This window comes from Mycobacterium lentiflavum (genome assembly GCF_022374895.2).
In the GTDB taxonomy this organism is placed as follows: domain Bacteria; phylum Actinomycetota; class Actinomycetes; order Mycobacteriales; family Mycobacteriaceae; genus Mycobacterium; species Mycobacterium lentiflavum.
In genome coordinates this window covers 265,132-291,765 of sequence record NZ_CP092423.2, presented here as the reverse complement: position 1 = coordinate 291,765, position 26,634 = coordinate 265,132, and the positions used below count along the sequence as shown (strand labels likewise).

Sequence of the window (26,634 nt, the reverse complement as noted above, 5' to 3'; positions counted from 1 at the left end):
TCGTCAGCCGACGCCGATCTCCACGATCTTGACGATCACGAATACGACGGCCAGCACCAGGTAACCGCGTAGGATCAACAGCCCCGTCCGGCGAATCGGCGAAAGAGCCGGGCGGGCAAGAGACCTCAGGTCCGGAGCCTGCCAGGTCTGCTGTTCCTGCCGACGCAGGGCTCGGCTTTCGGCCCGGCCGAGTGGCAAGGCGAGTTTGGCCGCGCGAGTAGCGCTGTACCCCTGGTCGCCGATAATCGCCACCGCGCCACAAGCTACGCCCACCGCCGCACCAGCCGCCAGCCCTCCCTGGAGGGCAGCCGTGGAAAGGTTGGGGAAGAACGTCGCCGCGGTCAGCGCCAGCGACAGTAGCACCAGTGCCCACACGATGGCCCACGCAACGACGTTCTGCCACAACGTGTTTACCCACGGCCCCAGGATCGCACGGTCATTGCAGAGCAGAACCAGGAATACGGTCGCCGAGGGCAGCAGGATGCCGGCCAGCGCCTGCACGCCCTGGGTCACCAGCCCGAGGATGTGATCAGGGCTGAATGCCACCGCGGCCGATGCACCCAGCAACAGGGCGTAACCGCCGTAAAACCAGGGCGCCTCGCTGATTTTCCAGTGCAGGGAATGCCGCTTGCCCATCGCGTCACCGATGGCATAGGTGGTGGCCAGCCCGATTGCGTTGGCCCCGATCAACGAACCGTCGAGCAGGATCACCGCGAACAGCACGCCAACGGGGTGGCGCAGGGCGTTCGCGACCGCGCCGGCATCGGTGAAGCTGCCGGTTTTGGCCAGACCGAAGGCGGTGACTGCCATCAGCGCCGTCGCCCCGACGATGACCACGACGATGCCGATGATCAAATCGGCTCGTGCATAAGGAATCCAACGTGCTGTGATGCGCTTGTCCACCACGTTGGATTGTTGGAAGAACAGCTGCCATGGCGCCACCGTGGTCCCGACGATCGCGATGATCAACAGCAGAACTCCTGAGTTCAGTCCACCCGGGAACTGTGGAACCAGGCCGCCGACAGCTACTTTCGGACTCGGATGCACCATCAGCACCATCGGGAGCATCACGACGTTGACCGCGATCAGCAGGAACATCAGCCCCTCCCAGCGCCGAAACGAGCCGCCGGCGACCACGGCGAACAGCAGGACCGCGGCGGCTGGGATCGCGACTATCTTCGGACAGCCCAAGAATCCCAACGCCAGTGCGACGCCGATGAATTCGGTGACGATCGTCAGGGCGTTCAGGACGAGCAGATCACCGACACTGAATGCGCCCCAGAACTTTCCGAAGCGCTCGAGGATCAGGCGTGCGTGACCGACTCGGGCGACCGCACCCAACCGCAACACCATCTCCTGGTTCACGTAGAGCACCGGAATCAGCAAGGCCAGCGTCCACAACAGGCTCATCCCGTAGTCCTGGCCGGCTTGCGCGTACGTCGCGACGCCACCGGCGTCATTGTCGCCCACCATGACAATCAATCCGGGTCCGGTGATCACCAGCAGGGTGCGTAACCGGCGCCACCGCCCGCCCAACGTGCCGGCGCCGTCGCGCTTGATACGGCCGAAGGCTCCGACGATGTCGCCGGTGTGCGCGGAATCCAACGCGGCCTGCGCGGCCGGCGGACCGGGGGAAATCAACGTCATGTCATTCTCGCTATCTCGGAGTCGGGCTACCCAAGTCGGGTGTTCAATGCGCCCCAGCGGCGGGCTGCCAACCCCCCGCCCGCCGCTGGGGACCGCTGGCGGAACGAATCACCGGTCGTTTCCTCCACCGCCCGGTGATTGTCCGCCCGGCGCGGACGAGAGCACGGCGACGGGCGTCAGCGACACATACAGGTTCGCCCGCTCTTCGGGCGTCGGGATGTGCAAGGTGCACAACCTGTTTGTCAGCAGCCGACCCGCACGCAGCATCGACCGTCCGCGCAACCTTCCAAGGCTGCGAATACGCTGTGCAACAACAAAAGTCATGGTCTTCCCCCTGTCGGAAGAGAAGCCCGAGCGGTTCGTCGGCACGCCAAATACAACGGGGCAGTCGCCACCGTCAGCTTGCGGAACAGCCAAATTGAGCTGCGTCAGCAGAAAGAAATGCCGGAACCGGATCGGTTCAAGATGGATGTCGGATAGCAACTATCGCCGGGACTCATCTCGCCCTCACCTCCTCACGGCCATGACACGCGCGGGTGTCCACGTTTCACACGCGGGAGAGGTACGGATGCCGGGCCAATGAGCCAGCCGACCGCACCCCTCTCGTCGGAGCTTCGGCACTGCACGGCGTATCTGGAATGAGCCGATGGTTGCGACCCGCTGCGCCCGGCTTCGCCGCGCTTGCGATCGCTCCTCGTCCAGAAGCCACTTGGGCTCAACCCTTGTGTCCGGGAAGAGCTGTCCTGACCCGGGGCGTCTCTCGACGTTCGGGGTCAGTGGCCTGTGTCCGTGCAGACGCCTCACCTACCGAGGTGCTTGCCCAACCATGCTGGCACTGACACCCATTGCTCGTCAAACTCCTTGACAATTGCGACCCGCGTGTTCTGGGTCACACCTGCGAGTCTGCGCTCACGGCCCGGGTAAAAGTCGCTGAGGCTTACCCTCTAGGTCATGGCCACAACCTTGCAAGATCCTCGCGTCGAGAGCGTGCTCGACCGGATGTACACCGAGACGCAGAACCAGATGTCACTGCTGCGTGAGCGCCATGGTCAGCTCGAGCGCCCGATGACCACCGCGGAACGCACCGAGGCGATGAGCGAGTTCTACATCCCGGTGACACCGGACGCCGGCCGGCTGCTGTACGCACTGGTCCGGGCGACCCGTCCGACGACGGTAGTCGAATTCGGAATGTCGTTCGGTATCTCGGCCATTCATCTGGCCGCGGCCGTCCGCGACAACGGCGCGGGGCGCGTGGTGACCACGGAGCTCAGTGCGAGCAAGATTGCCGCCGCGAAGAAGACATTCGCCGAGACCGGCTTGGACGACGTCATCACAATTCTCGAAGGTGATGCCCTGACCACGCTGGAGGACCAGACCGGGCCGGTCGAATTCGTCTTGTTGGACGGCTGGAAGGATCTCTATCTTCCGGTGCTCAAACTGCTTGAACCCCGGCTTGCCACAGGCGCTTTGGTGGTCGCCGACAACGCCAGCGCGCCCGACATGGCGCCGTATCTCGATCGGGTACGCGATCCCGCCAACGGCTATACCAGCTTCAATTTCCTGGTCCGGGAAAACGACAGCATGGAAGTCAGCTGCCGCACCAACGACTAAGCGCTTACCGCAACGACTCTTCGAGCCACGGCGTCAGCCACTTGACCCCTTCCGGGGTGAGGTGGACGCCGTCACTGCGAACCTTGATGCCGTCCACCTTGGCGGTGTAAACGCCGTCGGGGCAAAGCTTTTTGTTGAGATCCAGGATCTGCACGTTTGGGTGCTGAGCAACGGTCTTGCGCAGCATGGCATTCCATTGATTGACCCGGTCCGGCTGATCCTCCGGATATAACCGGCCATCCGGCTTCTCGCCGCCCCGGCTGTACGGCACCGTGGCAACCACTACCCGAACCCCGCTGGCGCTCACGATATTCAGTGCTCGCTCCAGCTCGGCGTTGAGGTACGCATCGAACGTCGGGTCACCGATATGGGTCCACTGCCCCTCGTTGACCCGGTCCACTGTCTCCCAGCGGCCGATGATCAGCAGCGCGACGTCCGGCTGGTCCTGACTGATCTCGGTTGCCCATCTGCCCGGCCAGGTGTCGCATTCGGCTCGCTGATCCAGGGTCTGGCCGATGTAGCGGTACGGGGTGCCGCGAACCAGGCTGCACCCGATGACCGTGTGGTCGAGGAACGCGAATCCGGGCGTCGGCGGCAGGAAGTGCATCCAGGTCCAGCCGATCGAGTCACCGAAGACCGAAACGGTGAACGGCCGGTTGGGGTTTCGCGGCCCGACCGGGCGGCTTCCACCCGGCGGCGCGTTCGACACCGCGGCGACCGATGAAACGCCGGGGGGAAGACCGGTCTCGCGCAGGCCGGTTCCGGTGCCGACCGGAATCAGGAGCAGCGTGATCGCGGCGGCGCTGGCCACGGTGGCGGCGGCCAGCGGCAGCAGCGCCACCCGGGCCGGCCGCCAGCGACGGACGGGTTGTTCGATCAGCCAATACGACGCGGCGGCCACCGCCAGCGTGAGCCCGCACCGGGCTGCGAACAGCGGTAGTCCCGACCATCCGGTGCGTTCGCCGTTGAGCGCCAGAAAGATCGGCCAGTGCCACAGATAGATGCCGTAGGAGATGGTGCCCAGCCAGACGAGCGGTGGCGCGGCGAGAATGCGAGCGACCAGACCGCGCTGCTCCATCGCCACCGGTGCGACCACGAAGACCGCCGCGATCGCGACACCGATCAGCAGGCCGTGACGGAAATCGGCGACATTGCCCGACGCGAAGTGCGCCGCCGCCGCCAACCCCGCTACCCCGATCATCGGCAGCAAGCGGGCGACTCGCCGTCCCCAACGGCTGCGAATCATGCACCAGCCGCGGTTGAGTGACGGCCAATCCCGAACCAGCAGAGCCGCCGCCGCGGAACCGACCAGCAAAGCTTGCGCGCGAGTGTCGGTGCCGAAGTAGATGCGATCACGCGTGGTGCCGGAGACGAACACGATCGCGGCCGCCGCCGAGGCCAACGCACCCAACGTGGCGATTACGAAGATCGCGAAGCGCACGTCGCCGACCGTGGCCCGCATGAAGTAGCGCTTGGCCCGCGCGGCCAGCAGCAGGGTGACCACGATCAGCAGCACCGGCCAGACGAAGTAGTACTGCTCCTCGACGCCGAGCGACCAGGTGTGCTGCAGTGGCGACGGCGGCGCACCCTGGGTGAAATAGTCGGTCTGCTGCGCGACGAAACGCCAGTTCGCCATCCATAAGAACGCCGCGATCGCGTCGTCGCGCAACCCGGTAAGAGCTTGCGCGGGAAGCAGTTCGCGGGCGGCGCCGACCGCCAGCACCATCAACACCAGCGCCGGAAGCAGCCGGCGGGCCCGGCGAATCCAGAACCCGGTGAGGTCGACGCGACCGGTCCGCCCGAGTTCGTCGAGCAACAGCGAGGTGATCAGGAATCCGCTGAGCACGAAGAAGACGTCGACGCCCAGAAACCCGCCGCTCACGCCCGGGATGCCCCCGTGGTCGGCGAGCACCAGGGCGACCGCTACCGCACGAAGTCCATCCAGCGCGGGAATCCCGGTGCGCTGCTCGGGTTTATCCCAAATCGCAAGCCGACCGACACGACGTACCGGGTCTACCCAACGATGCTGCCGAGCAGAAAAAGCCGGCGCGGAGTCTGTCCCGTCCGGCTCAGTGCCCGCTTTAAGCGCGCCCTGACCACTCTGGTGCCCGGCGCGGTAGTTGCTGCCGATACGTCGTCGCCCCTCCTCTTGATTTGAGCAAGCTTAGGGGCGACGGCGTCGGATACGGCGCAGACACGCGCCGGTTTTCGGCTGTGGCGTGTTCGGTCTTGGCCTAGAGTGTCAGGCCCTGTCCGGGGCGTAACCCAGGGTGCTCTTGACTTCCAGATACTCGTGGAAGCCGAACTCGCTCCACTCACGACCGTTGCCGCTGCGCTTGTAGCCGCCGAAGGGCGCGTTCATGTCGAAGGCATGGTTGATCGTCACCCAGCCGGCGCGAATCTTGCGAGCGACCTCACGTGCCTTGTCGAGGTCGGCTCCGGAGACGAACCCGGCCAGGCCGTAGTCGGTGTCGTTGGCGATCTCGACGGCCTGGTCGAGGTCGTCGTAGCCGAGGATGCACAGCACCGGCCCGAAGATCTCCTCGCGCGCGATCGTCATGTCGTTGGTGACGTGCGCGAAGACCGTCGGCTTGACGTAGTAGCCCTTATCCAGCCCGTCGGGCCGGCCCGGGCCTCCCACCACAACGGTCGCGCCTTCGTCGACGCCCTGCTGGATCAGCCGTTGGACCTTGTCGAACTGCGTCTTCGACGCCACCGGCCCGATCGTCGTCCCTGCGTCGGGGTGCCCCACCGTGACCTGTTCGGCGGCCTCCCGCGCGATGGAGATCGCCTCGGCCATCCGCGAGTTCGGCACCAGCATGCGCGTCGGTGCGTTACAGCTCTGCCCGGAGTTCGGCATCATGTTGGACACCCCGGCGCGAACAGCGTCGGCGAAGCCGCTGTCGTCGAGCACGATGTTGGGGCTCTTGCCACCGAGCTCTTGGGTCACTCGCTTTACGGTCGAGGCGGCAAGCTTGGCCACCTCGATACCGGCGCGGGTGGATCCGGTGAACGACACCATGTCGATGTCGGGATGGCTGGCCAGGGCGACGCCCACGCCCGCACCGTCGCCGTTGATCAGGTTGAACACTCCGGGCGGCACACCCGCGGCGTCAAGGATTTCGGCGAAGATGTACGGCGAATACGGTGCTACCTCAGACGGTTTCAAGACGACGGTGCAGCCAGTCGCCAACGCCGGGTACACCTTGACCGCGACCTGGTTGATCGGCCAGTTCCACGGCGTGATCAGTCCGCAGACACCGATCGGCTCCTTCGTGATCAGGCTCGCCCCTTTGTGTTCCTCGAACGCGAAGTTCTTCAAGGCCTCGATAGCCGTGTTCAGGTGACCGATGCCGAGAAAGACCTGCGGCCCCGCGGCCAGCGACGCCGGCGCGCCGATTTCCTCGGTGACCGCCTCGGCGAGGTCGCCCGAGCGCTTCTGGTATTCGGCAAGGATCGCCTGCAACAGGTCCAGCCGCTGTTCGCGGCTGCTTTGTGACCAGCTGGCGAAGGCGTGCCGCGCGGCCTTGACCGCCACGTCGACGTCGGCCGCCGAGCCCAGCGAGATCTTGCCGGACACTTGCTCGGTTGCCGGGTTTTCCACGTCGAAAGCATTGGGCTGCAATGGCTCAACCCACTTGCCGTCGATGTAGAAGTTCAGGTATTCGCGCATGGCTCCTCCTTCTCGAAATCCTTTTGCCTAATGCGTCTTTTGCCTACTGAGTGCCTTCGGCATACCAGGTCCGGAATCGGTCGTACTTGGGCATCTCCTCGGAGTTGGCCTTGGGGTCGATGCACACGTGCACCACCCCGACTTTGCCACTGGCGTAGGCGCGAGCGATCGCCGGGCCGATCTCCTCTTCCTTCTCGACGTACTCGCCGTGGCAGCCGAAGCCCTCGGCAACCTTGTCCATCCGGACGTCCTTGCTCCAATGCACACCGGGCTGCGGCGACGGCTGGGAGAAGGTGCGCTTGTACACGCCCACCTCCAAGCCCCACTGGTGGTCGACGCCTACCACGCACACCAGCGGAAGATTTTGCCGCGCAGCGGTTTCCAACTCAGCAATGTGGAAGAGGAACGCGGAGTCGCTGGTCAGCAGCATCACCGGACGCTTGCCGCCCTCGGCGACGGACGCTCCGACCGCGTAGGGCAATCCGGTGCCGAGGTGGCCGAAGTTCTGGTTCCAGATGACGTCACGCGGCTTGGACTGCGAATAGGTCCAACCGAAGATCACGGTCGCGCCGCCGTCGCGCACCATGATGCCGTCCTCGAGTTCGTTGAACGCCTTGGTGGCCTCGACGACGTAGCGCGCCGGGTGAATCGGTGAGCGTCCGGACGGTGCCGATTCCGCCATGTCCGCAAGTTCTTTCGCATCCTTATCGATCAGGACCGCCAGCGCGGGCGCGGGTTTGCGCGCAGATTCCTTGAGCGCGGAGACCAGCTGTGGCACGACACCGCGTAGATCGCCGACCAGCGCCACATCGATCGGGCGGTTGACCCCGATGGCGGTCGGATCCTGCTCGACCAGAACCCATTTGCGGTTCGCATTGTTGCCCGCCCAATGCTGGGTACGGCCGTAGTGCATCGGCTCACCGAGTTCGGTACCCAGCGCGACGCACAGGTCGGATTCCTCGACCGCGTCGTTGGCCGCCGGGGAGAACAAGTAGGGGAACGTCCGCTCCTGCAGTCCCGGGATGAACGAGGTGCCGCCGGAGGTCTGAATCACTGGGCAGGCCATCAGCTCGGCCAGCTCCTTGACCTGTTGTTGGGTACGGGTGGTGTGCACGCCATGGCCGACCAGCAGGACCGGGCTCTTGGCCTCGCGGATCAGCTTGACGGCCTCGGCCACCTCGCGGGTGCCGGCGCCCTGGTTAACCAGCCGGTAGGTACTGGGCGGTGGCGCCTCGGCGACATCGAGTTCCTCGAGGATGACGTGCGACGGGAACTCGACGTAGCACGGACCCGGGGTGCCGGACATCGCCTTGCGGATGGCCTCATGAATGATCTCGTCGGTCTGGTCGGCGTATTCGATCGAGCTGCTGTACTTCACCGACGCGGCGAAAAGGGGCTCCTGTTGTACGAATTGGATGCGGCCGCGGCGCACCCGACGCTCGGTGACGCGGGCCCGCTGACCGCCGAGGAAGATCACCGGCGAGTTCTCCACGAGCGCGCACTGGATCGCTCCGGCGATGTTGGCCATGCCCGGGCCCAGCGTGCCGATGCACAGTCCGGGGTTACCCGTCATCCGCGACGCCGCCTCGGCCATGAATCCCGCGCTCAGTTCGTGATGCGGTGCGACCACCGACCACCCGCGCGCGTCGGCCTCGGCGAACATGTGCACGAAGTTCGGGTCCGGGATGCCGAACAGCGTATTCACGCCCTCAGCCTCGAACAGGTCGAGGATGCGTTTGTAAACGGGCACGGTCATTATTGGAAACTCCTCTACTAGCAATAGATTTCGTTTAGCAAGCGCTATCCCGGGTTCACGTCGACAGCCAGACCGAGTTCGTCGAGGACGGCCGCGGTGTCAGCCCCGAGCTCTGGCGCCGGCCCCGCCACGCGGCCCGGCGTCTGCGAGAACCAGGTGGGCACGCCGGGAAATCGCACCGGCCCGTGCGGGGTGTCCACCGTCTCGAACATGCCGACGGCGGCCAGATGCGGATCGTCGAAGAGCGCGCCGGGGGTGTTCAGCGGCGCGACCGGTATCTCGAGTTGGCGCAACAGCGTTAGCCACTGGGCGGTGGAACGCTCTTTCATCGTCTCGGCGACCAACCCGTAGACGGTGTCGATTTCGCGCGCGCGCTGTTCCAGCGTCGAATACAGCTCGCTGGCCCACGGCGGCTGCACGGCTTCCATGAAGGCGTTCCAGTGTTTGTCGTTGTAGATCAACGCGGCGATGTAGCCATCGCTGGTGCGATAGGGGCGCCGGTTGGGTGCCACGGTGCGCGGATACACTGCCGGCCCCAGGGGAGGGTCGAACATGGCACCGTTGGCGTGTTCGACGAGCATGAACGAGGCCATGGTTTCGAACATGGCGACCTCGACCTCTTGCCCCTGCCCGGTGCGCTCGCGGTGAAACAACGCCATCATCGTCGCGTACAGCGCCGTCAGTCCGGCGATCTTGTCGGCCATGATGGTGCCGACGTAATCGGCCTCACCGGTCAATTGCTGCTGCACCGCGGGCAGGCCGCATTCGGCCTGAATCGTGTCGTCGTAGGCGGGACGGTCGTGATCGGGTCCGCGTCGCCCATACCCGTAGCAATTGGTGTAGACGATCGCGGGATTGATGGCGGCGACGGCGTCATAGCCGAAGCCCAGCTTCGCGATTGCCTTGGCGCGCATCGAGTGGATGAAGACGTCGGCGGTCTCGACGAGAGCGCGCAGTGCAGAAGTTCCGGCGTCGGTTTGCAGGTCCAGCACGACGCTGCGCTTGCCGCGGTTGACGTTGACGAATACCCCGCTCATGCCGGGCGCCGGCCCCACCGAGATGTAGCGGGTGTTATCCCCCTGGGGCGGTTCGACTTTGATGACGTCGGCACCCATGTCGGCCAAGATCTGCGTGCAGTACGGTCCCATCACCATCGCGGTGAGGTCGACCACGCGCACCCCGGTCATCGGGCCTGTCGGGCTAGCCATGGTGCGCTCCTTGGTCGTTTGAGCCAGGTCGTTCGTGAGACCTCTGAGCCAGCTCGAAGCTGTAACGGAGGTGCGCGTGATGGCCATCCGGGGCGACCGGAAAGATCAGCGGCGCTTCGACGTAACGGATCGCATCCAGGTGGTTGCCGACGTCCTCGATCGTCCACGATGACCGGCACACGCCCGGGCTCTCCGCGATGACGGCGCGGGCCACCCGACCCGCCAGCGCGACGAACAGTTCACCAGACACCGAGCACGATTCGTGCGCGAGCCAACCCACCACGGGTGCAACAAGTTCCGCACCCATCGGCGGATAGGCCGAGGTATCGATGCCTTCGGCCATGCGTGTCACCGCGGCCGGCACGATCACGTTGCACCGCACCCCCTCGGCGGCGCCTTCGAGCGCGGCCACGTTGGACAGCCCGATCACACCGGCCTTGGCGGCGGCATAATTCGCCACGTTGTGATTTCCGTACAGCCCGCCGATCGACGACGTCAGCACGATGCGGCCGTAGCCGGCCTCGCACATGAGCGGAAACGCCGGTCGCACCACGTGGAACGCGCCGCGCAAATGCACGTCGAGCACGGCGTCGAAGTCCTGGTAGCTCATGTCCTTGAGCGAACCGGGACGGACGTTGCCGGCGTTGTGCACCAGAATGTCTATGCGGCCGAAGGTTTCGAGAGCGGCCGCGACGATCGCCTCGCCGCCCTCTCGGGTCGCGACCGACGCGCCACACGCGACGGCGGCTCCCCCGGCCGCGGTGATCTCGGCGACCACCTGCTCGGCCGGACCGGCGTCGACCCCGGCGCCGTCGAGGCTGCCGCCGACGTCGTTAACCACCACCTTCGCCCCGCGTGAGGCGAGCAGTTGCGCGTAGGCGCGACCCAGCCCGCGACCGGCCCCGGTCACCACGGCCACGCGGTCGTCGAACCGCAACTCGCTCACGAAAGCTCAAGGCCTTCCAGGTCACCCTTGGCGCGCCACTCGGCGATCAGGTCACCGAAGGCGTAGAAGCCCGGCGAGTAGAAATCACCGAGGAACGCACCATTGTCTTTGGCGCCACCCTGACCCTCATTGTTGTAATAGCCAGGGGTGCAAGACATCTCGAAGGCCGAGTTGTCGATCGCGAGTTCGGCGACCGTTTTGACCCAGCCGTCCTGGCCCTCTTGACTGGGTTCGACGGTGGTCGCGCCGCGTTTATGCGCCTCGGCGATGATGTAGGCGATATGCTCGGCCTGTTGCTCGAACATCGCGGTGGTGTTGGCCGAGACGCCCCCCTGGATGAAGCCGGTGAAGAACTGGTTAGGGAATCCGCGGGTGGTAATGCCGTGCAGCGTCTGGTACCTGTCGTGCCAATAGTCGAACAGCGACAGCCCGTCTCGGCCCTCGATGACGTCGACCGCGAAGCGCCGACTGATCTCCGTGGAGATCTCGAACCCGCTGGCGAATACGACGCAATCGACCTCGTACTCGACGCCGTTGGCGACTATGCCCTTTTCCGTCAGGCGTTCCACTCCCTTGGACTCCGACACGTCCACCAACGTCACGTTGGGCAGGTTGAACGCCGGGAGGTACGTCTCGCTCGAACACGGCCGCTTGCACATGAAGCGGTAGTACGGCTTGAGCGCCTCGGCGGTGTCGGGGTCGTCGACCAGCGCGGCCACCCGGCGGCGCAGCCGCTCCATGATCTTGTAGTCCTCTTCCTCCCGGATCGCCATGATCTCCTCGATCCCCAGCGAGGCGGGATCCGGGCTGGCGGCAATCCGGGCGGTCATGTTGCGGCCCAATTCGGTCCAGAAGTCGCACACCAGATCTGGTTCGCCGAAGACCACCCCCACAAACGGTGACCAGTTGTGGAAGTTACGCTTGCGCTCCTCCTGCCAACCGGGCTGCAGAGCCGCCGCCCAGGCCGGGTCGGTGGGCGTGTTGGCGCGCATGTCCACCGACGACGGGGTGCGCTGGAATACGAAGAGCTGCTTGGCATCCCGGCCGAGATGCGGCACCAGCTGGACGCCGGTAGCCCCGGTACCGACGAGTGCGACCCGCTTGTCGGCCAGCCTATGCAGGCCGCCGTTAGAGTCGCCGCCGGTGTAATCGTAGTCCCAGCGTGCGGAATGGAACGCGTGGCCGCCGCTGTCCAGGTACTCCTTGATACCGGGGATACCGGGCAGCTTCGGCTTGTTGTATGAGCCCTGCGCCATCACCACGAACCGCGCGCGAATGTCGTCGCCGCGGTTGGTGATCAGTCGCCAGCGCTTACTCGTCTCGTCCCAGCGCATGGTCTCGACCTGCGTTGAGAAGATCGCGCCGTCATAGAGGCCAAAGTGCTTACCCATGGCCTGGCAGTGCGCGAAGATCTCGGCGCCGTCGGCGAACTTCTTGCTCGGCAGGAAGGCGAGCTCCTCGAGCATCGGGATGTAGCAGTAGGCGTCGTTGTCGCATTGGATGCCCGGGAAGCGGTTCCAGTACCACACTCCGCCGAAGTCCCCCGCCATGTCGATGACCCGAACATCCTGCACGCCAGCCTTTTTCAGGTAGGCGCCCGACAACAGCCCGGCGAACCCGCCGCCGAGGACGGCCACCTCGATGTCCTCGTCGATCGGGGAGCGGTCGGCCACCGGTGTGTACGGGTCTACCTCGTAGAGTTCGGCCAGGTCACCGTCGAGTTCGAGGTACTGCGCGCCGCCCTCCTTGCGCAGTCGCTTTTCGCGCTCCTGGCGATATTTCTCGCGCAGCGCGGCGATGTCGAAGTCGTCAGGCGTCTGAGTAGGCCCGCAACCATCTTGGTGTTCTTCCGTGCCGGGCGTCATGCCGGGGGGCGCTCCTTACCTGAAAGCTCCTGGGGCTCACCGGTACCCATGTATCTCGATAGTTGGTAGTGCAAGTTGACCGTGCTGCGTTCCCGGTATGGGTTGGGCTTGGTGCCCGGAAAGCCGAGCGATTTCATGCCCTGCTGCACGGCGGCCATATTGGAGAAGTCTTGCGGAAGCACCGACCGCCACCTCGGGTCACCGACCGGCGTGTGTTCCCACTCCGTCTGCGGTTCTTCGCCTTTCGGGTAGAGCTCGAAGACCGACACCTCGAAAATGCATTTGTCGGGGTTGTAGCTGGGGTGCGGCCGCGCGCCGTAGCACAGCGCGCTCGTCAGACCCTGCCCGATCTGGAAGTTCGGGAAGATCTGCCATGCGGTGCCGGCCTGCCCCAGGATGTCTGCGGGAATCGTCGGCCACATCACGCCGCGGGCCTCGTCGTCGCGACGGGCCGACGTCAGCCAGTGCTCGAGAACCTTGTCGGCCGGTGTCCCCTCGGGCAACTCGTCGACCAGCCGCTTGGCGGCATTCACCAGCGTCTGCGTGGTGGTGGCGTTGGTTTCTTCCATCGTGTACACCTGCATCTGGGCGGTCGACACGCGCGGATCGGCGCCGATGCCGAGGCGGATCTTGGACTTGGTGGCCTCCATGTCCTCGGGAGCGTCATAGCCGATGTGGCTGTGTTTGCCTTGCGCCTTCGCCCAGCCCTTGAATTCGCCGAATTTATTGAACTCCGGATGGGTCGTGTAGACGTGGTAGGTCTCGTTGAACGCCTCCAGCGCGACCTTCCAATTGCAGTCGAATTCAACCCACTTGCGCCATTTGTAGCGCATGTTCTCACACCCGAACGGGTCCAGAATCTTCGCGGCGGGGAACAGGTAATCCGCCAGCGGCTCACAGTCGGGGTCCATGTTTATCCACAGCCACCCGCCCCAGGTGTCGACCCGGACCGGCCGCAGGTGGGTGTTGTCCGGCGTCAGCGCTTGCTGCCAGTCCTGCCGCTCGCGGATGTGCGTGCACACGCCGTCGAGACCATAGGTCCAGCCGTGGAAGCCGCAGACGAACGACTTTCGCGTTCGGGCACAAGCATTCTTGGCGCCTTCGGGTGTGTCGATCAGCCGCCGGCCACGGTGCATGCAGACGTTGTGGTGGGCGTGAAATCCGCCCGATTCGTCGCTGCCGGTCCGCACCACGATGATCGAGTCGTCGAGAATGTCGTAGGTGAGATAACTGCCCACCTCGGGTAACTCTTCGACGCGCCCGACCTGCTGCCAGACCCGGCGCCACAGCTTGTCGCGCTCTGCGCGGGCATAGTCCTCGGAGATGTAGGCCTCGACGCCGATGGTCGTCGGCCTCGATAGTTCCTCGGCTGCTTCGGAATTCACGCCTTTGGCCCGGTCGGCCATCACATCCTCCTAATCTCGGCACGGAAGGATTCGTCCTTGAGAAAAAGCGAGGTGTTGTCGGCGCCGAGATGGGTCCATTTGAGGTCCAGGCCGCCGTCGACAAGCAGCGTCTGACCGGTGATGTAGCTCGACATCTGGGAGAGCAAGAACAGTATCGCGCCGGCCTGCTCCTCGGGCCGCCCGCGCCGGCCCATCGCGATTGCCTGTCGGTCCCGTTCGGGATCCTCGTCGACGTAGGTGCGCGACGCCGCCGTCTCGGTGACGCCGGGGGCCACCGCGTTCACCCGGATTCCCGACTCCGCCAATTCGACGGCCATCGTGCGGGTCATCGCGACGATCGCGGCCTTGGCCGTCCCGTAGGCGATGTGAAACGGGGCGGTGTTCATGCCGCTGATCGAGGAGATCGACACGATCGATCCCGGCTGTCGCTGGGCGACCAGTTCGCTCGCCACGGCCTGGCTCATGAAGAACGCCGTTTCGAGATTGTCGGTGAAGATCTTGCGCCAGTCGCTGCGGGTCACCCGGGTCGACGGCATCCACGTCGACGGTTGCGCGCCGCCGGCGACGTTGACCAGCCCGTACAAGCCGCCCTCGGCGCGGCGCGCCTGGTCGATCACCGTGGCGATGCCCTCGTCGGTGGATGCGTCGGCGACGATGGGGACCACGGGCAGTCCCTGAGCGGCCAGCGGATCGATGTGCTCGTCCAGGTTTTCCTTCGACCGGCTGACCGCGATCACCGTGGCGCCCGCCCGGGCGGTCATGGCGGTGACGATCGTGCCGATGCCGCCGCCGCCGGCGCCGGAAACCACCACGACGCGGCCGTCGAGTCCGAAGAGGGCGTCGTGATCCACGTGATCGTCCATGACCTGCTTTCGCCTGCCGTGGACTTGGCTTGTCGTCATCGTCCGCAGCCGGAAACTATCACCTGTTTTGTCCGGACAAAACATCTCATTCTGTCCTTTGGAGAACACTATTCCGATCGGCAGACTTTGCTGTCAAGGTCGTGACGCCACACTTGGCGGCTATTGTCTGGACTACGGCGACTTGATAACGTCCAGCCCAGACGGCTGACGGAAGGACCTCGGCGAGCCATGGCGATCTCTACGCAGCCCTCGCGGTACCCGGTGACGCACCCCGTCGACGTCGCCGCGGGTTGGGAGCTCGAACGAGTCACCGCGCCCAGTCGGCTGTTCGGCGCCAACGGGTTGCGTACCGGCCCGGACGGTCGCATCTACATCGCCCAGGTCACCGGCAGTCAGATCAGCGCGCTGGATCCCCGCACCGGGGAACTCGTGACCGCCAGCCCCACGGGCGGCGACATTGTGGCCCCCGACGACGTCGCGTTCGACGCTCACGGCAACCTGTATGCGACCGAGGTGATGGACGGCCGGGTCAGCGTGCGCGATACCGGCGGCCGGACGCGGGTGTTGCGGGACGACGTGCCGTCGGCCAACGGCATCACCTTCCATCAGGGCCGGTTGTTCGTCGGTGAATGCCGTGAGGGCGGACGGCTGCTGGAGTTCGACCTGGCCGGCGGACCGCCACGGGTGCTCTTGGAGAACGTGCCCTCACCGAACGCGATGGAGGTCGGCCCGGACGGCCTGCTCTATTTTCCGGTGATGGGCGCCAACGAAATCTGGCGTATCGACCCCGACGGCGGTGAACCACAATGTGTCGCAAGTGATCTCGGAGTACCCGATTCGGTCAAGTTCGACGCGCAAGGCCGAATCGTTTCGACCCAGGTGGCAAGTGGGCAGGTGCTGCGCATCGATCCCCGCAGCGGCGATCGGCAACTGCTCGCCCAGCTGAATCCGGGCCTGGACAACTGCACCTTCGTCGGTGAGCAGCTGTTCGTCTCCAACTTCACCGGCGAGATCACCGAGATATCACCCTATGGCGCAACACAATCCGTGTTGGCCGGTGGACTCAACTGGCCGCTGGACCTCGCGGTCGGCCATGACGGACAGCTCTACATCGCCGACGGCACCTACTTTTACATCGCTCTGCCCGACGGGTCCTTGCACACCGCGGGCATGCTCTTCAGCCCCGGCTATCCCGGATTCCTGCGCGGCCTTGTCGCCAGCGGGCCCGGCGAGTTCGTCGTCACGACGTCCGGCGGACAGGTCAGCCGCTACCGACCCGAGGCGAACGAAACCGAGTTGCTGGCAGACGGTTTCGACCAGCTCTACGGTGTCGCGCTGGGCCCCGGCGGTGTGGTGTTCGCGGAGCTGGGCACGGGACGGGTGCTGTCGGCGCGGTCGGGCGGTACCGAGGTGCTGGCCACCGATCTGCGCGAGCCGGTCGGCGTCGCGATCGATCCCGACGGAGCCTGCCTGGTCGCCGAGGCCGGGGCGGGCCGGGTGGTCAGGTTGAACGGGTCGAAGATCGATACCGTTGTCGCTAATCTGCAACGACCGCAAGGAATTCTGGTGCAAGGCAGAGTGCTCTACGTCGTCGATGCCGGCGCCAAGGAGTTGGTCGCGTTCGACCTGACCAGCAGCGCTCGGCGCACGATCGCGTCCGGGCTGCCGGTCGGCCCGCCGCCGGGCGTCACGCCGAAGCCGCTGCGGGGTATGCCGCCGTTTTCCGGACCGCAGGGCCCATTCGCCGGGATCACCGCCGCGGCCGACGGAACGATCTACCTCTCGGCCGACGGCGACGGCAGCGTGCTGGCACTGCGCAAGGACCGCGGCTGATGCCCCAGGCCATCGCGGGTGACCACCGCTACCTGCAGATCGCACGCACGCTGCGCAAGGAGATCGTCGACGGCGTCTATCCGGTGGGCTCACAACTGCCGACCGAACACCAACTGTGTGAGCGCTTCGCGGTGAGCCGCTATACCGTCCGCGAGGCGCTGCGCCGACTGCGCGAGGACAACCTGGTCGCGTCTCGACCGCGGGCGGGCACCCGGGTGGTGCCCCGGCCGGCATCGAGTTCCTACGCACAGGACGCGATGTCCATCGACGACCTCCTCGCGTTCGCGGCCGGCGCGCAACTCACCATCGAATCCAACGCGATGGTGACGATCGACGAGGAGCTGGCCGCTGCGACCGGACTCGAGGTCGGCACCCAGTGGCTGTCGGTACGGGGCTACCGACAGGCCGACGGCGCGTCGGTGCCGCTGTGCCGCACCGAGTACTACATCAGCCGGAGTTTCGCCGCGGTCGGCAGGCTGCTGCAACGACATGCTGGCCCTATTTTTCCGCTGATCGAGGATCTGTTCGGCGTCAGCGTCGCTGCGTTGCATCAGGAGATCGCGGCAGTGTTGCTGTCGCCGGAACTGGCCGACGGCCTGGGTGTCGAAGCGGGAACGGCCGCCCTGCAGATGCGGCGCACCTACACGACCTCGGACGGCGAGGTGGCTCAGGTCACGATCAACACTCACCTGTCGTCGAAATTTCGGTACGCGATGACCATGCGTCGCGTCACCGGTCAGGCCACCCCGAGATGAGGTCGTGGTGATCGCCCGGGTCCCGCAGGACACGCCGCATGCCTTTCAGGCATACCGCCGCGAGCTCTGGGTGCACACCACGCTGGCCGATTCGCTGCGCACCGCCGCCGAAATGTCGCCGCAGCGAGTACTTCTGGTGGACAAGGACGTTCGGCTGGATTGTGTCGCGCTCTACACCCAGGCCAGCGCGTTGGCAACCGCTCTGGTGTCGCGCATGCCGACGGGCAGCGTGGTGTCGTTCATGCTGCCGAATTGGCACGAGGCCGCCGTCATCTACCTGGCCGCGACGCTGGCCGGAATGGTCGTGAACCCGATCCTGCCGTCGCTGCGCGACCACGATCTGCGTTTCATCCTCGACGATTCCGATGCCGCAATGATTTTCGTCCCTGGCCAATACAGCGGGCATGACTACGCGGCGATGCTCGACCGGGTGACGACCGCGATGAGCCCGGCACCGGCCGTGGTGGTGGTCCGCGGCAGCGCCGGTTCACACACACCGTACGCGGCCCTGCTGGCGGAGCAGCAGGACGTGACGCTTCCGGAGCTGGATCCCGATTCGGTGCGGATGATCCTTTACACCTCGGGCACCACGAGTCGCCCGAAAGGCGTCCTACACAGCCATAATTCGATACACGCCCTGATCTGTCAGATCCGCGACCACTGGATGATCGAGCCGGGCGACACGTTCCTGGTCCCGTCGCCGATCGCCCATATCGGTGGCTCTATATACGCCTTCGAATGCCCGCTACTGCTGGGAACGACCGCGGTTCTGATGGACCGATGGGAACCGTCGAAGGCGGTCGCACTGATGGACGCCGAGCGATGTACCCACATGGCCGGGGCCACGCCATTCCTGCAGCAGCTGTTGTCGGCCGCCGAGCAAGCCGGCACCCGGCTACCCGGCTTGAAGGTCTTCATCTGCGGCGGCGCATCCGTATCTCCGATGCTGATCCGCCGTGCCGCAGCGTATTTCGACCGTGCGGTGGTCACCCGGGTGTATGGGTGCACGGAAGTGCCCGTCACGACGGTCGGCGCTCCGGGGGACGACGAAGTCGACTGCGCGGCGGACACCGACGGCAGACCCGGGATCGCTGAGATCAAAATCGTCGCGCACGAGTCCGCACCGGCCGGCGACGGCGAAATCTGCGTGCGCGGCCCGCAGATGCTGGTGGGTTATCGGCACGCGCAAGCCGACTCCTTTGATGCCGCAGGCTTTTTCCGCACCGGGGACCTTGGGCGCTGGGTCTCAGCCGGTTCCGACGACCGGTACCTCGTGGTGACCGGCCGGGCCAAGGACGTCATCATCCGCAGCGGCGAGAACATCTCGGCCAAGGAGGTCGAGGACCTGCTCGCCGACCACCCCGGCATCGCCGAGATCGCCGTCGTCGGGCTGCCCGACGAGCGCACCGGAGAACGGGCCTGTGCGGTGATCGTTCCCGAAGGGACGGCCACCCCGGACGTCGCGAGCCTGCTTGCGCTGCTGGTGAGCAAGGGCGTCGCCAAATTCAAGGCACCAGAGCAGGTCGTGATCACCGATGCCCTGCCGAAGAACGACGCGGGCAAGGTTCTCAAGCATCAGATCCGAGCGTCTTTGACCAACGCAAATAAGGACGGGTGAGATGCAGGTCGCGATCGTCACGGGAGCCAGCAGCGGTATCGGCTTGGGCTGCGCGACAAGACTCGCCGAGATGGGCATGGCGATTCTGGGAACGGGCCGCGACCCAGATCGGCTCGCCGAACTCGAGAGTGCGATCGACGATTCGGATCGCGTCGCGACGCTCGCGGTCGACTTGACCGACGATGACGCGCCGCGACGCATCGTGGATCTCGCGGTGCAGCGCTGGGGCCACATCGACTTCCTGATCAACAATGCCGGAGTGGGCAGCCCCAAACCGCTGCACGAGACCGACGATGAAACCCTGGACTACTTCTTGGGTTTGATGTTGCGGGCGCCGTTTCGGCTCGCCCGCGACGTGCTGCCACACATGGCCCCGGGGTCGGCGATCATCAACGTGACATCGACATTCGCCGTCGTCGGCGGCCTGCGCGGCGGCGCCTACTCCGCCGCCAAGGGCGGGCTGACCGCACTGACCACCCACATCGCCTGCCAGTACGGCGCGTCCGGCATCCGCTGCAACGCCGTCGCACCCGGGGTGACGGTGACGCCGATGGTCGAGAGGCGCTTGGAGGACGAGCGGTTCCGCAAAATCAACACCGAGATGACTCCGCATCAGCGGTTGGGTCGCATCGACGACATAGCCAGCACCGTGGCCTTCCTGTGCTCGCCGGGCGGAAGTTTCATCAACGGCCAAACGATCGTCGTGGACGGCGGATGGAGTTCGACGAAGTATCTGTCGGACTTCGCGCTGGAATCACGGTGGATCGAGCAATGAACCTGTTCGCGCTGCTCGAGCAGGCCGCCAGCCGGTTCCCCGATTGCGGCGCCGTGTATCGCGGGAACCGCGAAGTATGCACGTGGATTGAGTTGCGCGACCGGGTGTTACGGCTGGCGGCGTCGATCCGGCAGCAGCACGGTGCGGATGCGCGTATAGCGATCGCGACGCACAACTGCCCGGAGATCATCGAATTGATGTTCGCGATCTGGGCCGCCGAATGCGTCGTCGTCCCGATCAACTTCAAGCTGCATCCCCTTGAAATAGCGCAGATCCTCGAGGATGCGGGCGCCGCGCAGGTGTTCGCCTCCACCAAGATCGGCGCCGATCTCGCCCCGATCACCACGACGTGTACGGAAATCATTGCGTCCGAGGACTATTCACGGCGGCTCGATGCCGCCCCGTCGGCGCCGCCGCCGCGCACCGATCCGGCCGCATTGGCGTGGCTGTTCTACACCAGCGGCACCACCGGCCGATCCAAGGGCGCGATGCTGTCGCACCGCAACCTCACGGCGATGACCGTCGCCCACCTCGCCGACATCGACGCGGTCGACCGGGACTGCAGCCTTGTGCACGCGGCGCCGATGTCGCACGGCTCCGGGCTTTACGTCCTGCCGTATGTGCTGCGCGCCGCCCGCCAGGTGGTGCCCGAATCCGGGGCGTTCGATCCCGACGAGTTCCTCGATCTGTGCGAGCATCACCCGGCCGCCAGGGCATTTCTGGCTCCGACGATGGTGCAACGGCTGGTCGATACGGGCCGCGGCCGTCCGGCCAATCTCAAGATGATCGTTTACGGCGGCGGGCCCATGTACGTCGAGAGCCTGCGCAGGGCGATCACGGCGTTCGGCCCGATCTTCGCCCAGATCTATGGGCAGGGCGAGTCCCCGATGACCATCACCGGGTTGCGCGCGGCCGACCACGAATCCGACGACGACGCGGTTCTGGGTTCGGTCGGTTATGCGCGGTCGGGGATGGAGGTCGCGGTGCTGCACGCGGACGGCCACCCGGTGTCCGTCGGCGAGGTCGGCGAAATCGTGTGCCGCGGCGACGCGGTCATGTCCGGTTACTGGCGAAATCCCGTGGCGACCGACGCCACACTCAAAGACGGCTGGCTCTACACCGGTGACATGGGTTCGTTCGACGCGCGCGGCTTTCTGACGCTGCGCGATCGATCGAAAGATGTTGTCATCAGCGGCGGAAGCAACATCTACCCCCGCGAGGTGGAGGAGGTGCTGCTCGAGCACCCCGGCGTCGCGGAGGCGTGCGTGGTCGGAGCACCCGATGCCGAGTGGGGTGAGGTGGTTGTTGCGTTCATCGTCGGCGCGGTCGACCCCGCGGCCTTGGACGCGCATCTGTTGCGGCGCATTGCCCGCTTTAAGCGGCCCAAGCGTTACGAATTCGTCGACGAGCTACCGAAAAACAGCTACGGCAAGGTGCTCAAGCGGGAACTGCGCGCCAGCTTGGCGCAATGAGCCCGCTGCGGATGCCGGAGAGATCAGAGATCAAGGAGGTCGCAATGAAGTGTCGTGCCGCTGTGATTCGCGGGGTCGGCCAGGACTGGGAGATCCGCGAGATTGAGCTTGATCCGCCGCACGCGGGTGAGGTCCTGGTGCAAATGGCCGTCGCCGGAATCTGCCACTCCGATGACCATCTGTACACCGGCGACGTGTTGCCGACTGCCGAGGTGCGGGCCGCGACGGGTATCCCTGAGCCAGACTGGTTCCCGATGATCGGCGGTCATGAGGGCGCTGGCGTCGTCGAAGAAGTCGGGCCGGGCGTCACGACGGTGCGGCCGGGTGATCGGGTGGCGATGTCCTTCATTCCCGCATGCGGCGATTGCCGGTTTTGCGTGAACGGGCAGAGCTATATCTGCGATGCCGGCGCAAGTCTGTTCTCCCGAGAGATGCCGACCGACGGAACGTGCCGCCGGCATCTCGGCGACGAAAACCTGATGGCCTACGGTCAACTCGGCACATTCGCCGAGTACGCGGTCCTGACGGAAAGATCCGTCATCAAGATCGGCGACACGGTCCCGTTCCATGCCGCCTCGCTCGTCTCGTGCGGCGTCAGCACCGGTTGGGGCTCCGCGACGGTGACGGCCGGTACCGAACCCGGTGACACGGTGGTAGTCATCGGCACCGGCGGCGTCGGGATGAACGCCCTGCAGGGAGCGCGCGCCGCCGGCGCGAAATATGTCGTCGCGGTGGATCCGGTTGAATACAAGCGGGATTCGGCGAAGATCTTCGGTGCCACGCATGCCGCCGCCTCCGCCGAGGAGGCCACGCCCCTGGTGGGGGACATCACCGCCGGCGTGATGGCCGACCGCGTCGTCTTGACCCCCGGTGTTCTGCACGTGGATTTGATCCCCAAGGCCATGAGGCTGCTTCGCAAGGGTGGGACCTGCGTGGTCACCGGCATCACCCCGTACACGGAGGCGATGGTTCCGCTGGTCCTGCAGGAGATGGTGCTGTCGGCCAAACAACTCAAGGGAGCGCTGTACGGCGGAATGAATCCGCGCACCAGTGTGCCGATGCTGCTGTCGATGTACCAGGCGGGCGCGGTGAAGCTCGACGAACTGGTCACCCACCACTATCAGCTTGACCAGATCAACGAGGCGATGGCGGACCTCCGGGAGGGCCGCAACATTCGCGGCGTGATCGATTTCGCCGGCGTCTAACCCTCCGTCGCTCGGGCGGATTCGAAATGCTCCCGGATGCCGGCCAGCATCTTGATGTGTGCCTTGACCCCCTCGCTCCGGGTGATCGGGGCCAGTAACCGGGGCGCGGAAATGCGGATCCGCTCGGTGAGCCGGGTGCCGACTATCGGCTCCTGGATCGGCTCGAAGCTCACCATTCCGCGCAGGCGCACCCCCGGGGATTGATCGGCCTCGGTGAGCACGTAGCCGCTGTGGCGGACGTGCAGGCACGCCTGGTAAGTAATCTCCTTGATGAAGGGGCCCAACGGAATTCGATCGACCACCCGGTAGCTCTGCCGGTAGCCATCCGGCGTTTCGCTGTGCTCGAGTGACTCCACCGACACGATCAGCGGGTGCACGAGTTTGATGTTGTGCAAATCCACGTAGAAGTCGCGCACCGCATCCGGCGGGGCGGGCACATCTTCTGACAGCGCGTGTTCGGAGTGCGCGGTCCACAAACTCATACCGAAGAACCTAGCCCTGCCCCCGCGGGGCGCTTACCGTGGACCCAGAAGCGAGTGGAGGCGACATGGGCACGCAAGGTCACGTGGTCGAGCGCTACCTGGAATGCCTGGCCGCTCACGATTGGGAGGGCCTGGCCGACACCATCGCCGACGAAGGACTAACCCGGGAGGGTCCGTTCTGCGATGTCATCGAGGGCAAAGCGCACTACGTCGCCTACCTGCGCAAGGTATGCACCAATCTCCAGGGCCATCGGTTACACGTGCAGCGGGTCTCGCACGTCGACTCCCGGGTGTCGTATGCCGAGCTGTCCGAGGCATTCGAGATCGATGGCGTTGCGACGACGTGGCCCGAGTGCATCCTGTTCGAGCAAGACGGCGACGGCCTGATCTCGCGGGTCAGCGTTTTTTTCAAGCAGCGCCACGCCGACAGCGCCCAGGAGTGATCTATTCCCTGATTCGCGGAATTGACCTAACGTGTCATGGATGGAGGCAGATGCAACTCCGGAGTCGGTTGCGGTCGAGAAATTGCACTCGGGCGACCCGATCATCGATTGTGGCCAGCGGTACATTGTTCTCGAATCAAAATCCCTCGGCGATAGCTGTGTCGTTCTCGAACTGGAGTCCCGGGTGGACCATCAGCTGCAGGTCATCGAGAAGTCGTTTCCGGTCGGATACCAGGTCGACAGGGCGCACCACCGAATTTTGTAGAACGAATTCACGCGTCGGGAGATAATGCGCGAGTAGCCGTTGGACGGCTACCGCGCATTCGTGTTATTCGCACCTAATTCTGGGCAATTAGGCGACGCGGTTCGGTCGACGCGTGGCGGCCGCTGGTCGTTCGGATCGTCCGGGTCGGGTTCGCCGAACCATCGCGACGGCTCGTGCTGGCCGTACGCGTCGTGCCAATCCCACCACTCATACGGTGCCGACTGCGGGTAACCCGGCGGCGAATCCTCCCAGTCCTCCTGACGCCCGAGCGCCGTCATGTCCAGGAAGCTCCACGTGTTGCCCAGGACCTCGTCGCCCCGGTTGTTGATGAAGTAGGTTCGCCAGACCCGGTCGCCGTCATGAATGAATGCGTTCGTGCCGTGCCACTCGTGCACGCCGAAGTCGACGTCGAAACGAGCACCGAAGGTGTCGGTGATCGTGTACCACGGCATCTGCCAGCCCATCCGCGCCTTGAGCCGCTCGATGTCGGGCTGCGGCGCGCGCGACGCGAACACCAGGGTGGTGTCGCGCGCGTTGAGATGAGCAAGGTTCCCGATATGGTCGGCGATCATCGAGCAGCCGCGGCAGGCGTGGTCGGGCCAACCGTGGATGTCGGGTCCGAAGAAGGCGCGATAGACGATCAGCTGACGCCGGCCTGCGAAGAGCCCCAGCAAGTTCACCGTGCCGTCGGGCCCCTCGAATTCGTACTGCTGGTCCACGGCCAGCCAAGGCATGCGCCGGCGCATGGCCGCCAGCGCATCGTGGGCCCGCAGCACCTCCTTCTCCTTGACCAGCAGTCGCTGACGCTCGGCCTCCCACTCCTGGGCCGACACGATCGGTGGTGTGTCCATTGCGTTGTCCGCCTTTCGATTTGGTGTCAGGACAAAGACGACAGGCCCGACGCCGTGAGCAGATAGGCGCCGTGCTGTCCGGGCTCGGCACCGGCGATCGCCAACACCGACGTGCCGACCAGTTCGGCGGTCAGCGCGGGTCCGGTCGACGCGACGAAGGTGTCGAGATCGACGCCCTGCCGCTCGGCATAGGCCGCCGCGGCTTTGGCCCCCAGCTCGGTGGCCGCGGTCAGGCGCGGCAGCACCGAGACGAAGGTGATCCCCAGCCCGGCCCGGTCCGACTCCCCGGCCGCATAGCTGCCGATGAATTTCACGGTCGACTTCGCACCGGCGTATCCGCCCGACAGTGGCGACCCGTTGACCGCGGCGCCGCTGGACATCAGGATGACCGAGCTGCCCGGCGCCAGTGGGCGCGCCAGCGCGTAACGAGTCCAGTGAAACGCTTGTGCGACATCCACATTCCAGTTGGCGCTAAAGGTTTCCCAGCTGTGCTCCTGCACCGGTCTCATCTGCGGCGCAGACCCGGCGCACAACACCAGGGTGCGCGGGGTGTACTTGTCGATCAGCACACTCGCCGTGGCCGGATCGGCGGCGTCGGCGACCACCGGGACGAAGGCATCGCCGAGCTGCCCGCGAACCTCGTCGAGCAGCGCGGCCGTGCGTGCGACGCCGACCACCTCGGCGCCGACCTCGGTCAGCGCGGCAGCGATGGCGCGACCGAACCCTCGGCTCGCCCCGGTCACGATGGCGGTGCTGCCGGCAAGAGCGCTGGCGTCGGTTTGGTTGGGCCGATTCATGTGCGTACTCGCTTCCATAACGAACTCTGCCGGTGCAACGCCGGCCTGGCTAGACATCCACTAGTTCAGATACGGCGCATCGACCGAATTGATCGCCGCAACACCGATGAATTTCGCCGCCTCGATGTCTCTGTAGAAGGAGTAGCGTTTGCCCACCCGGCTAGACATAAGGAGAGCGACCGTGCCGGCTCAGCAAGATTTCATCGAGCAGGCGGCCCCGTATCGCAGCGAGTTGATCGCGCACTGTTACCGGATGCTTGGCTCGGTGCACGACGCAGAAGACCTCGTCCAGGAGACCTACCTGCGCGGCTGGCGCGGTTATCAAGCGTTCGAGGAGCGCGCCGCGCTGCGCACCTGGCTGTACCGGATCGCCACCACCGCATGCCTGCGCGCGCTGGAGAACCGCGCCCGGCGGGTACTGCCGGCCGGCCTGGGTGACAGCTCGGTCGACCCGGACACCGATCTCGGCGCCGGCGCCGGCGCCCATCAGTGGCTGGAGCCGATCCCGGACACCCGTGCGTTCGCGACACCGGAAGACACCGTGACGGCACGGCACAGTGTGCGGCTGGCCGTGATGACGGCGCTGCAGGAACTCCCCGCGCGGCAGCGGGCCGTCCTGATACTGCGTGACGTGGTGCAGTTCAGCGCCGCCGAAGTTGCCGAACTCCTGGAAACCACCCCGGCCTCGGTCAACAGCGCGCTGCAGCGGGCGCGGGCCCGCCTCGCCGAGGTCTCCCCCACCGAAGACGACGCGGCCGAGCCCGAGGATGCGAAACACCGCGAATTGCTCGACCGTTACTGTGCGGCATTCGAAAACGCCGACATGGCCGCGCTGACCGAGCTGCTGCAAGCCGATGTCAAACTCGAAATGCCGCCGATGCCGGTGTGGTTCACCGGCCGCGACACCGTGATGGAATTCCTTGCCGCACGCGCATTTACGACGGCCGGCGACATTGTGATGGTCCGGACCGCCGCAAATGCCCAACCCGCCGTGGCCGAGTACCGCCGCGCCGACGACGGCGTTATGCGGGCCCATTCGATACACGTCATCACCCCGGGATCCGGTGGAATCGCCGCGATTACCGTTTTCCTCGACCCGGCGTTGTTCGCGACGTTTGATTTGGCATCCAGCCGGTAAACTTCTCACGGGACGCGATTACACC

At 65.5% G+C, this 26,634-nt stretch carries 24 protein-coding genes and 1 riboswitch; of the genes, 11 read left to right on the top strand and 13 right to left on the bottom strand.

Annotated elements, in window-relative coordinates:
* Positions 1 to 3: 3 nt before the first annotated feature.
* Positions 4 to 1,647 carry an NRAMP family divalent metal transporter gene (locus MJO58_RS01410; RefSeq protein WP_239721796.1) on the bottom strand — a complete coding sequence of 548 codons (1,644 nt, stop codon included), beginning with the start codon at positions 1,645 to 1,647 and terminating at the stop codon, positions 4 to 6.
* A 108-nt stretch (positions 1,648 to 1,755) separates the two neighbouring features.
* Complete coding sequence (locus tag MJO58_RS01405; protein WP_239721795.1) at positions 1,756 to 2,130, bottom strand: hypothetical protein; 375 nt, start codon at positions 2,128 to 2,130, stop codon at positions 1,756 to 1,758.
* A gap of 108 nt (positions 2,131 to 2,238) precedes the next feature.
* A riboswitch (M-box (ykoK) riboswitch) is annotated at positions 2,239 to 2,466 on the bottom strand.
* Positions 2,467 to 2,598: 132 nt separating this feature from the next.
* Between MJO58_RS01405 and MJO58_RS01400 the strand changes: the two genes are divergently transcribed.
* The gene (locus MJO58_RS01400) at positions 2,599 to 3,258 is read left to right on the top strand and encodes an O-methyltransferase (protein ID WP_239721794.1); all 660 of its coding nucleotides are present in this window, start codon (positions 2,599 to 2,601) and stop codon (positions 3,256 to 3,258) included.
* A gap of 4 nt (positions 3,259 to 3,262) precedes the next feature.
* On the opposite strand, the gene MJO58_RS01395 is transcribed toward MJO58_RS01400, so the two are convergent.
* Entirely contained in the window at positions 3,263 to 5,242 is a 1,980-nt protein-coding gene (locus tag MJO58_RS01395; protein WP_239723487.1) for an SGNH/GDSL hydrolase family protein, read from the bottom strand.
* On the opposite strand from MJO58_RS01395, the gene MJO58_RS01390 reads away from it, so the two are divergent.
* Positions 5,156 to 5,416, top strand: a complete 261-nt coding sequence (locus tag MJO58_RS01390; protein WP_239721793.1) for a hypothetical protein — start codon at positions 5,156 to 5,158, stop codon at positions 5,414 to 5,416. The two genes, MJO58_RS01395 and MJO58_RS01390, sit on opposite strands and share 87 nt — an antisense overlap.
* An 84-nt stretch (positions 5,417 to 5,500) precedes the next feature.
* Here the strand turns inward: MJO58_RS01390 and MJO58_RS01385 are convergent, their stop codons facing one another.
* The 7 genes from MJO58_RS01385 to MJO58_RS01355 are packed head-to-tail and all read right to left on the bottom strand — an operon-like array spanning position 5,501 to position 14,975.
* Positions 5,501 to 6,931: an aldehyde dehydrogenase family protein gene (locus MJO58_RS01385; RefSeq protein WP_239721792.1), complete on the bottom strand. Its 1,431-nt coding sequence runs from the start codon at positions 6,929 to 6,931 to the stop codon at positions 5,501 to 5,503.
* A gap of 43 nt (positions 6,932 to 6,974) precedes the next feature.
* Positions 6,975 to 8,687, bottom strand: a complete 1,713-nt coding sequence (locus tag MJO58_RS01380; RefSeq protein WP_090598361.1) for a thiamine pyrophosphate-binding protein — start codon at positions 8,685 to 8,687, stop codon at positions 6,975 to 6,977.
* Positions 8,688 to 8,731: 44 nt separating this feature from the next.
* Positions 8,732 to 9,874: a CaiB/BaiF CoA transferase family protein gene (locus tag MJO58_RS01375; RefSeq protein ID WP_090598360.1), complete on the bottom strand. Its 1,143-nt coding sequence runs from the start codon at positions 9,872 to 9,874 to the stop codon at positions 8,732 to 8,734.
* 13 nt (positions 9,875 to 9,887) lie between these two features.
* Complete coding sequence (locus tag MJO58_RS01370; protein ID WP_239723486.1) at positions 9,888 to 10,814, bottom strand: SDR family NAD(P)-dependent oxidoreductase; 927 nt, start codon at positions 10,812 to 10,814, stop codon at positions 9,888 to 9,890.
* A gap of 23 nt (positions 10,815 to 10,837) precedes the next feature.
* Entirely contained in the window at positions 10,838 to 12,706 is a 1,869-nt protein-coding gene (locus MJO58_RS01365; protein ID WP_239721791.1) for a flavin-containing monooxygenase, read from the bottom strand.
* Positions 12,703 to 14,112, bottom strand: a complete 1,410-nt coding sequence (locus MJO58_RS01360) for an aromatic ring-hydroxylating oxygenase subunit alpha (RefSeq protein ID WP_239721790.1) — start codon at positions 14,110 to 14,112, stop codon at positions 12,703 to 12,705. Before MJO58_RS01360 ends, MJO58_RS01365 begins: the two co-directional genes overlap by 4 nt.
* The gene (locus MJO58_RS01355; protein ID WP_434086393.1) at positions 14,112 to 14,975 is read right to left on the bottom strand and encodes an SDR family NAD(P)-dependent oxidoreductase; all 864 of its coding nucleotides are present in this window, start codon (positions 14,973 to 14,975) and stop codon (positions 14,112 to 14,114) included. Before MJO58_RS01355 ends, MJO58_RS01360 begins: the two co-directional genes overlap by 1 nt.
* Positions 14,976 to 15,203: 228 nt before the next feature.
* Between MJO58_RS01355 and MJO58_RS01350 the strand changes: the two genes are divergently transcribed.
* Genes MJO58_RS01350 through MJO58_RS01325 form a run of 6 tightly spaced genes read left to right on the top strand, consistent with a single transcriptional unit; the run spans position 15,204 to position 22,633 of the window.
* Positions 15,204 to 16,808, top strand: a complete 1,605-nt coding sequence (locus tag MJO58_RS01350) for a Vgb family protein (RefSeq protein WP_090598351.1) — start codon at positions 15,204 to 15,206, stop codon at positions 16,806 to 16,808.
* Positions 16,808 to 17,563 (top strand): GntR family transcriptional regulator, encoded by a 756-nt coding sequence (locus MJO58_RS01345; protein ID WP_090598349.1) that lies wholly within the window; start codon positions 16,808 to 16,810, stop codon positions 17,561 to 17,563. The genes MJO58_RS01350 and MJO58_RS01345 overlap by 1 nt, the downstream gene beginning before the upstream one ends.
* 7 nt (positions 17,564 to 17,570) lie before the next feature.
* Positions 17,571 to 19,181 carry an AMP-binding protein gene (locus MJO58_RS01340; RefSeq protein ID WP_239723484.1) on the top strand — a complete coding sequence of 537 codons (1,611 nt, stop codon included), beginning with the start codon at positions 17,571 to 17,573 and terminating at the stop codon, positions 19,179 to 19,181.
* A gap of 1 nt (position 19,182) precedes the next feature.
* Positions 19,183 to 19,956: an SDR family NAD(P)-dependent oxidoreductase gene (locus tag MJO58_RS01335; RefSeq protein WP_239721789.1), complete on the top strand. Its 774-nt coding sequence runs from the start codon at positions 19,183 to 19,185 to the stop codon at positions 19,954 to 19,956.
* Complete coding sequence (locus MJO58_RS01330) at positions 19,953 to 21,428, top strand: AMP-binding protein (protein WP_239721788.1); 1,476 nt, start codon at positions 19,953 to 19,955, stop codon at positions 21,426 to 21,428. The genes MJO58_RS01335 and MJO58_RS01330 overlap by 4 nt, the downstream gene beginning before the upstream one ends.
* Positions 21,429 to 21,472: 44 nt before the next feature.
* Entirely contained in the window at positions 21,473 to 22,633 is a 1,161-nt protein-coding gene (locus MJO58_RS01325) for an NDMA-dependent alcohol dehydrogenase (RefSeq protein ID WP_259608738.1), read from the top strand.
* On the opposite strand, the gene MJO58_RS01320 is transcribed toward MJO58_RS01325, so the two are convergent.
* Complete coding sequence (locus tag MJO58_RS01320) at positions 22,630 to 23,115, bottom strand: SRPBCC family protein (protein ID WP_239721787.1); 486 nt, start codon at positions 23,113 to 23,115, stop codon at positions 22,630 to 22,632. The two genes, MJO58_RS01325 and MJO58_RS01320, sit on opposite strands and share 4 nt — an antisense overlap.
* Positions 23,116 to 23,180: 65 nt before the next feature.
* Between MJO58_RS01320 and MJO58_RS01315 the strand changes: the two genes are divergently transcribed.
* Complete coding sequence (locus MJO58_RS01315) at positions 23,181 to 23,558, top strand: nuclear transport factor 2 family protein (RefSeq protein WP_090608308.1); 378 nt, start codon at positions 23,181 to 23,183, stop codon at positions 23,556 to 23,558.
* 40 nt (positions 23,559 to 23,598) lie between these two features.
* On the top strand, positions 23,599 to 23,823 hold the full coding sequence (locus MJO58_RS01310; RefSeq protein ID WP_090598341.1) for a hypothetical protein: 225 nt from the start codon (positions 23,599 to 23,601) through the stop codon (positions 23,821 to 23,823).
* A 47-nt stretch (positions 23,824 to 23,870) separates the two neighbouring features.
* Here the strand turns inward: MJO58_RS01310 and MJO58_RS01305 are convergent, their stop codons facing one another.
* Together MJO58_RS01305 and MJO58_RS01300 are read right to left on the bottom strand one after the other, a co-directional pair.
* On the bottom strand, positions 23,871 to 24,674 hold the full coding sequence (locus MJO58_RS01305) for a DUF899 domain-containing protein (protein ID WP_239721786.1): 804 nt from the start codon (positions 24,672 to 24,674) through the stop codon (positions 23,871 to 23,873).
* Between the two features lie 26 nt (positions 24,675 to 24,700).
* Positions 24,701 to 25,471 (bottom strand): SDR family NAD(P)-dependent oxidoreductase, encoded by a 771-nt coding sequence (locus tag MJO58_RS01300; RefSeq protein ID WP_239721785.1) that lies wholly within the window; start codon positions 25,469 to 25,471, stop codon positions 24,701 to 24,703.
* A gap of 181 nt (positions 25,472 to 25,652) precedes the next feature.
* Between MJO58_RS01300 and MJO58_RS01295 the strand changes: the two genes are divergently transcribed.
* Positions 25,653 to 26,609: a sigma-70 family RNA polymerase sigma factor gene (locus MJO58_RS01295; protein ID WP_239721784.1), complete on the top strand. Its 957-nt coding sequence runs from the start codon at positions 25,653 to 25,655 to the stop codon at positions 26,607 to 26,609.
* Positions 26,610 to 26,634: the final 25 nt, after the last annotated feature.

Coding starts and splice junctions, on each gene's coding strand:
- MJO58_RS01320 (WP_239721787.1), bottom strand. CDS start 23,115: ATGAGTTTGTGGACCGCGCACTCCGAACACGCGCTGTCAGAAGATGTG.
- MJO58_RS01380 (WP_090598361.1), bottom strand. CDS start 8,687: ATGACCGTGCCCGTTTACAAACGCATCCTCGACCTGTTCGAGGCTGAG.
- MJO58_RS01365 (WP_239721791.1), bottom strand. CDS start 12,706: ATGACGCCCGGCACGGAAGAACACCAAGATGGTTGCGGGCCTACTCAG.
- MJO58_RS01410 (WP_239721796.1), bottom strand. CDS start 1,647: ATGACGTTGATTTCCCCCGGTCCGCCGGCCGCGCAGGCCGCGTTGGAT.
- MJO58_RS01315 (WP_090608308.1), top strand. CDS start 23,181: ATGGGCACGCAAGGTCACGTGGTCGAGCGCTACCTGGAATGCCTGGCC.
- MJO58_RS01330 (WP_239721788.1), top strand. CDS start 19,953: ATGAACCTGTTCGCGCTGCTCGAGCAGGCCGCCAGCCGGTTCCCCGAT.
- MJO58_RS01375 (WP_090598360.1), bottom strand. CDS start 9,874: ATGACCGGGGTGCGCGTGGTCGACCTCACCGCGATGGTGATGGGACCG.
- MJO58_RS01345 (WP_090598349.1), top strand. CDS start 16,808: ATGCCCCAGGCCATCGCGGGTGACCACCGCTACCTGCAGATCGCACGC.
- MJO58_RS01360 (WP_239721790.1), bottom strand. CDS start 14,112: ATGGCCGACCGGGCCAAAGGCGTGAATTCCGAAGCAGCCGAGGAACTA.
- MJO58_RS01350 (WP_090598351.1), top strand. CDS start 15,204: ATGGCGATCTCTACGCAGCCCTCGCGGTACCCGGTGACGCACCCCGTC.
- MJO58_RS01355 (WP_434086393.1), bottom strand. CDS start 14,975: ATGGACGATCACGTGGATCACGACGCCCTCTTCGGACTCGACGGCCGC.
- MJO58_RS01325 (WP_259608738.1), top strand. CDS start 21,473: ATGAAGTGTCGTGCCGCTGTGATTCGCGGGGTCGGCCAGGACTGGGAG.
- MJO58_RS01400 (WP_239721794.1), top strand. CDS start 2,599: ATGGCCACAACCTTGCAAGATCCTCGCGTCGAGAGCGTGCTCGACCGG.
- MJO58_RS01385 (WP_239721792.1), bottom strand. CDS start 6,931: ATGCGCGAATACCTGAACTTCTACATCGACGGCAAGTGGGTTGAGCCA.
- MJO58_RS01305 (WP_239721786.1), bottom strand. CDS start 24,674: ATGGACACACCACCGATCGTGTCGGCCCAGGAGTGGGAGGCCGAGCGT.
- MJO58_RS01310 (WP_090598341.1), top strand. CDS start 23,599: ATGGAGGCAGATGCAACTCCGGAGTCGGTTGCGGTCGAGAAATTGCAC.
- MJO58_RS01335 (WP_239721789.1), top strand. CDS start 19,183: ATGCAGGTCGCGATCGTCACGGGAGCCAGCAGCGGTATCGGCTTGGGC.
- MJO58_RS01300 (WP_239721785.1), bottom strand. CDS start 25,471: ATGAATCGGCCCAACCAAACCGACGCCAGCGCTCTTGCCGGCAGCACC.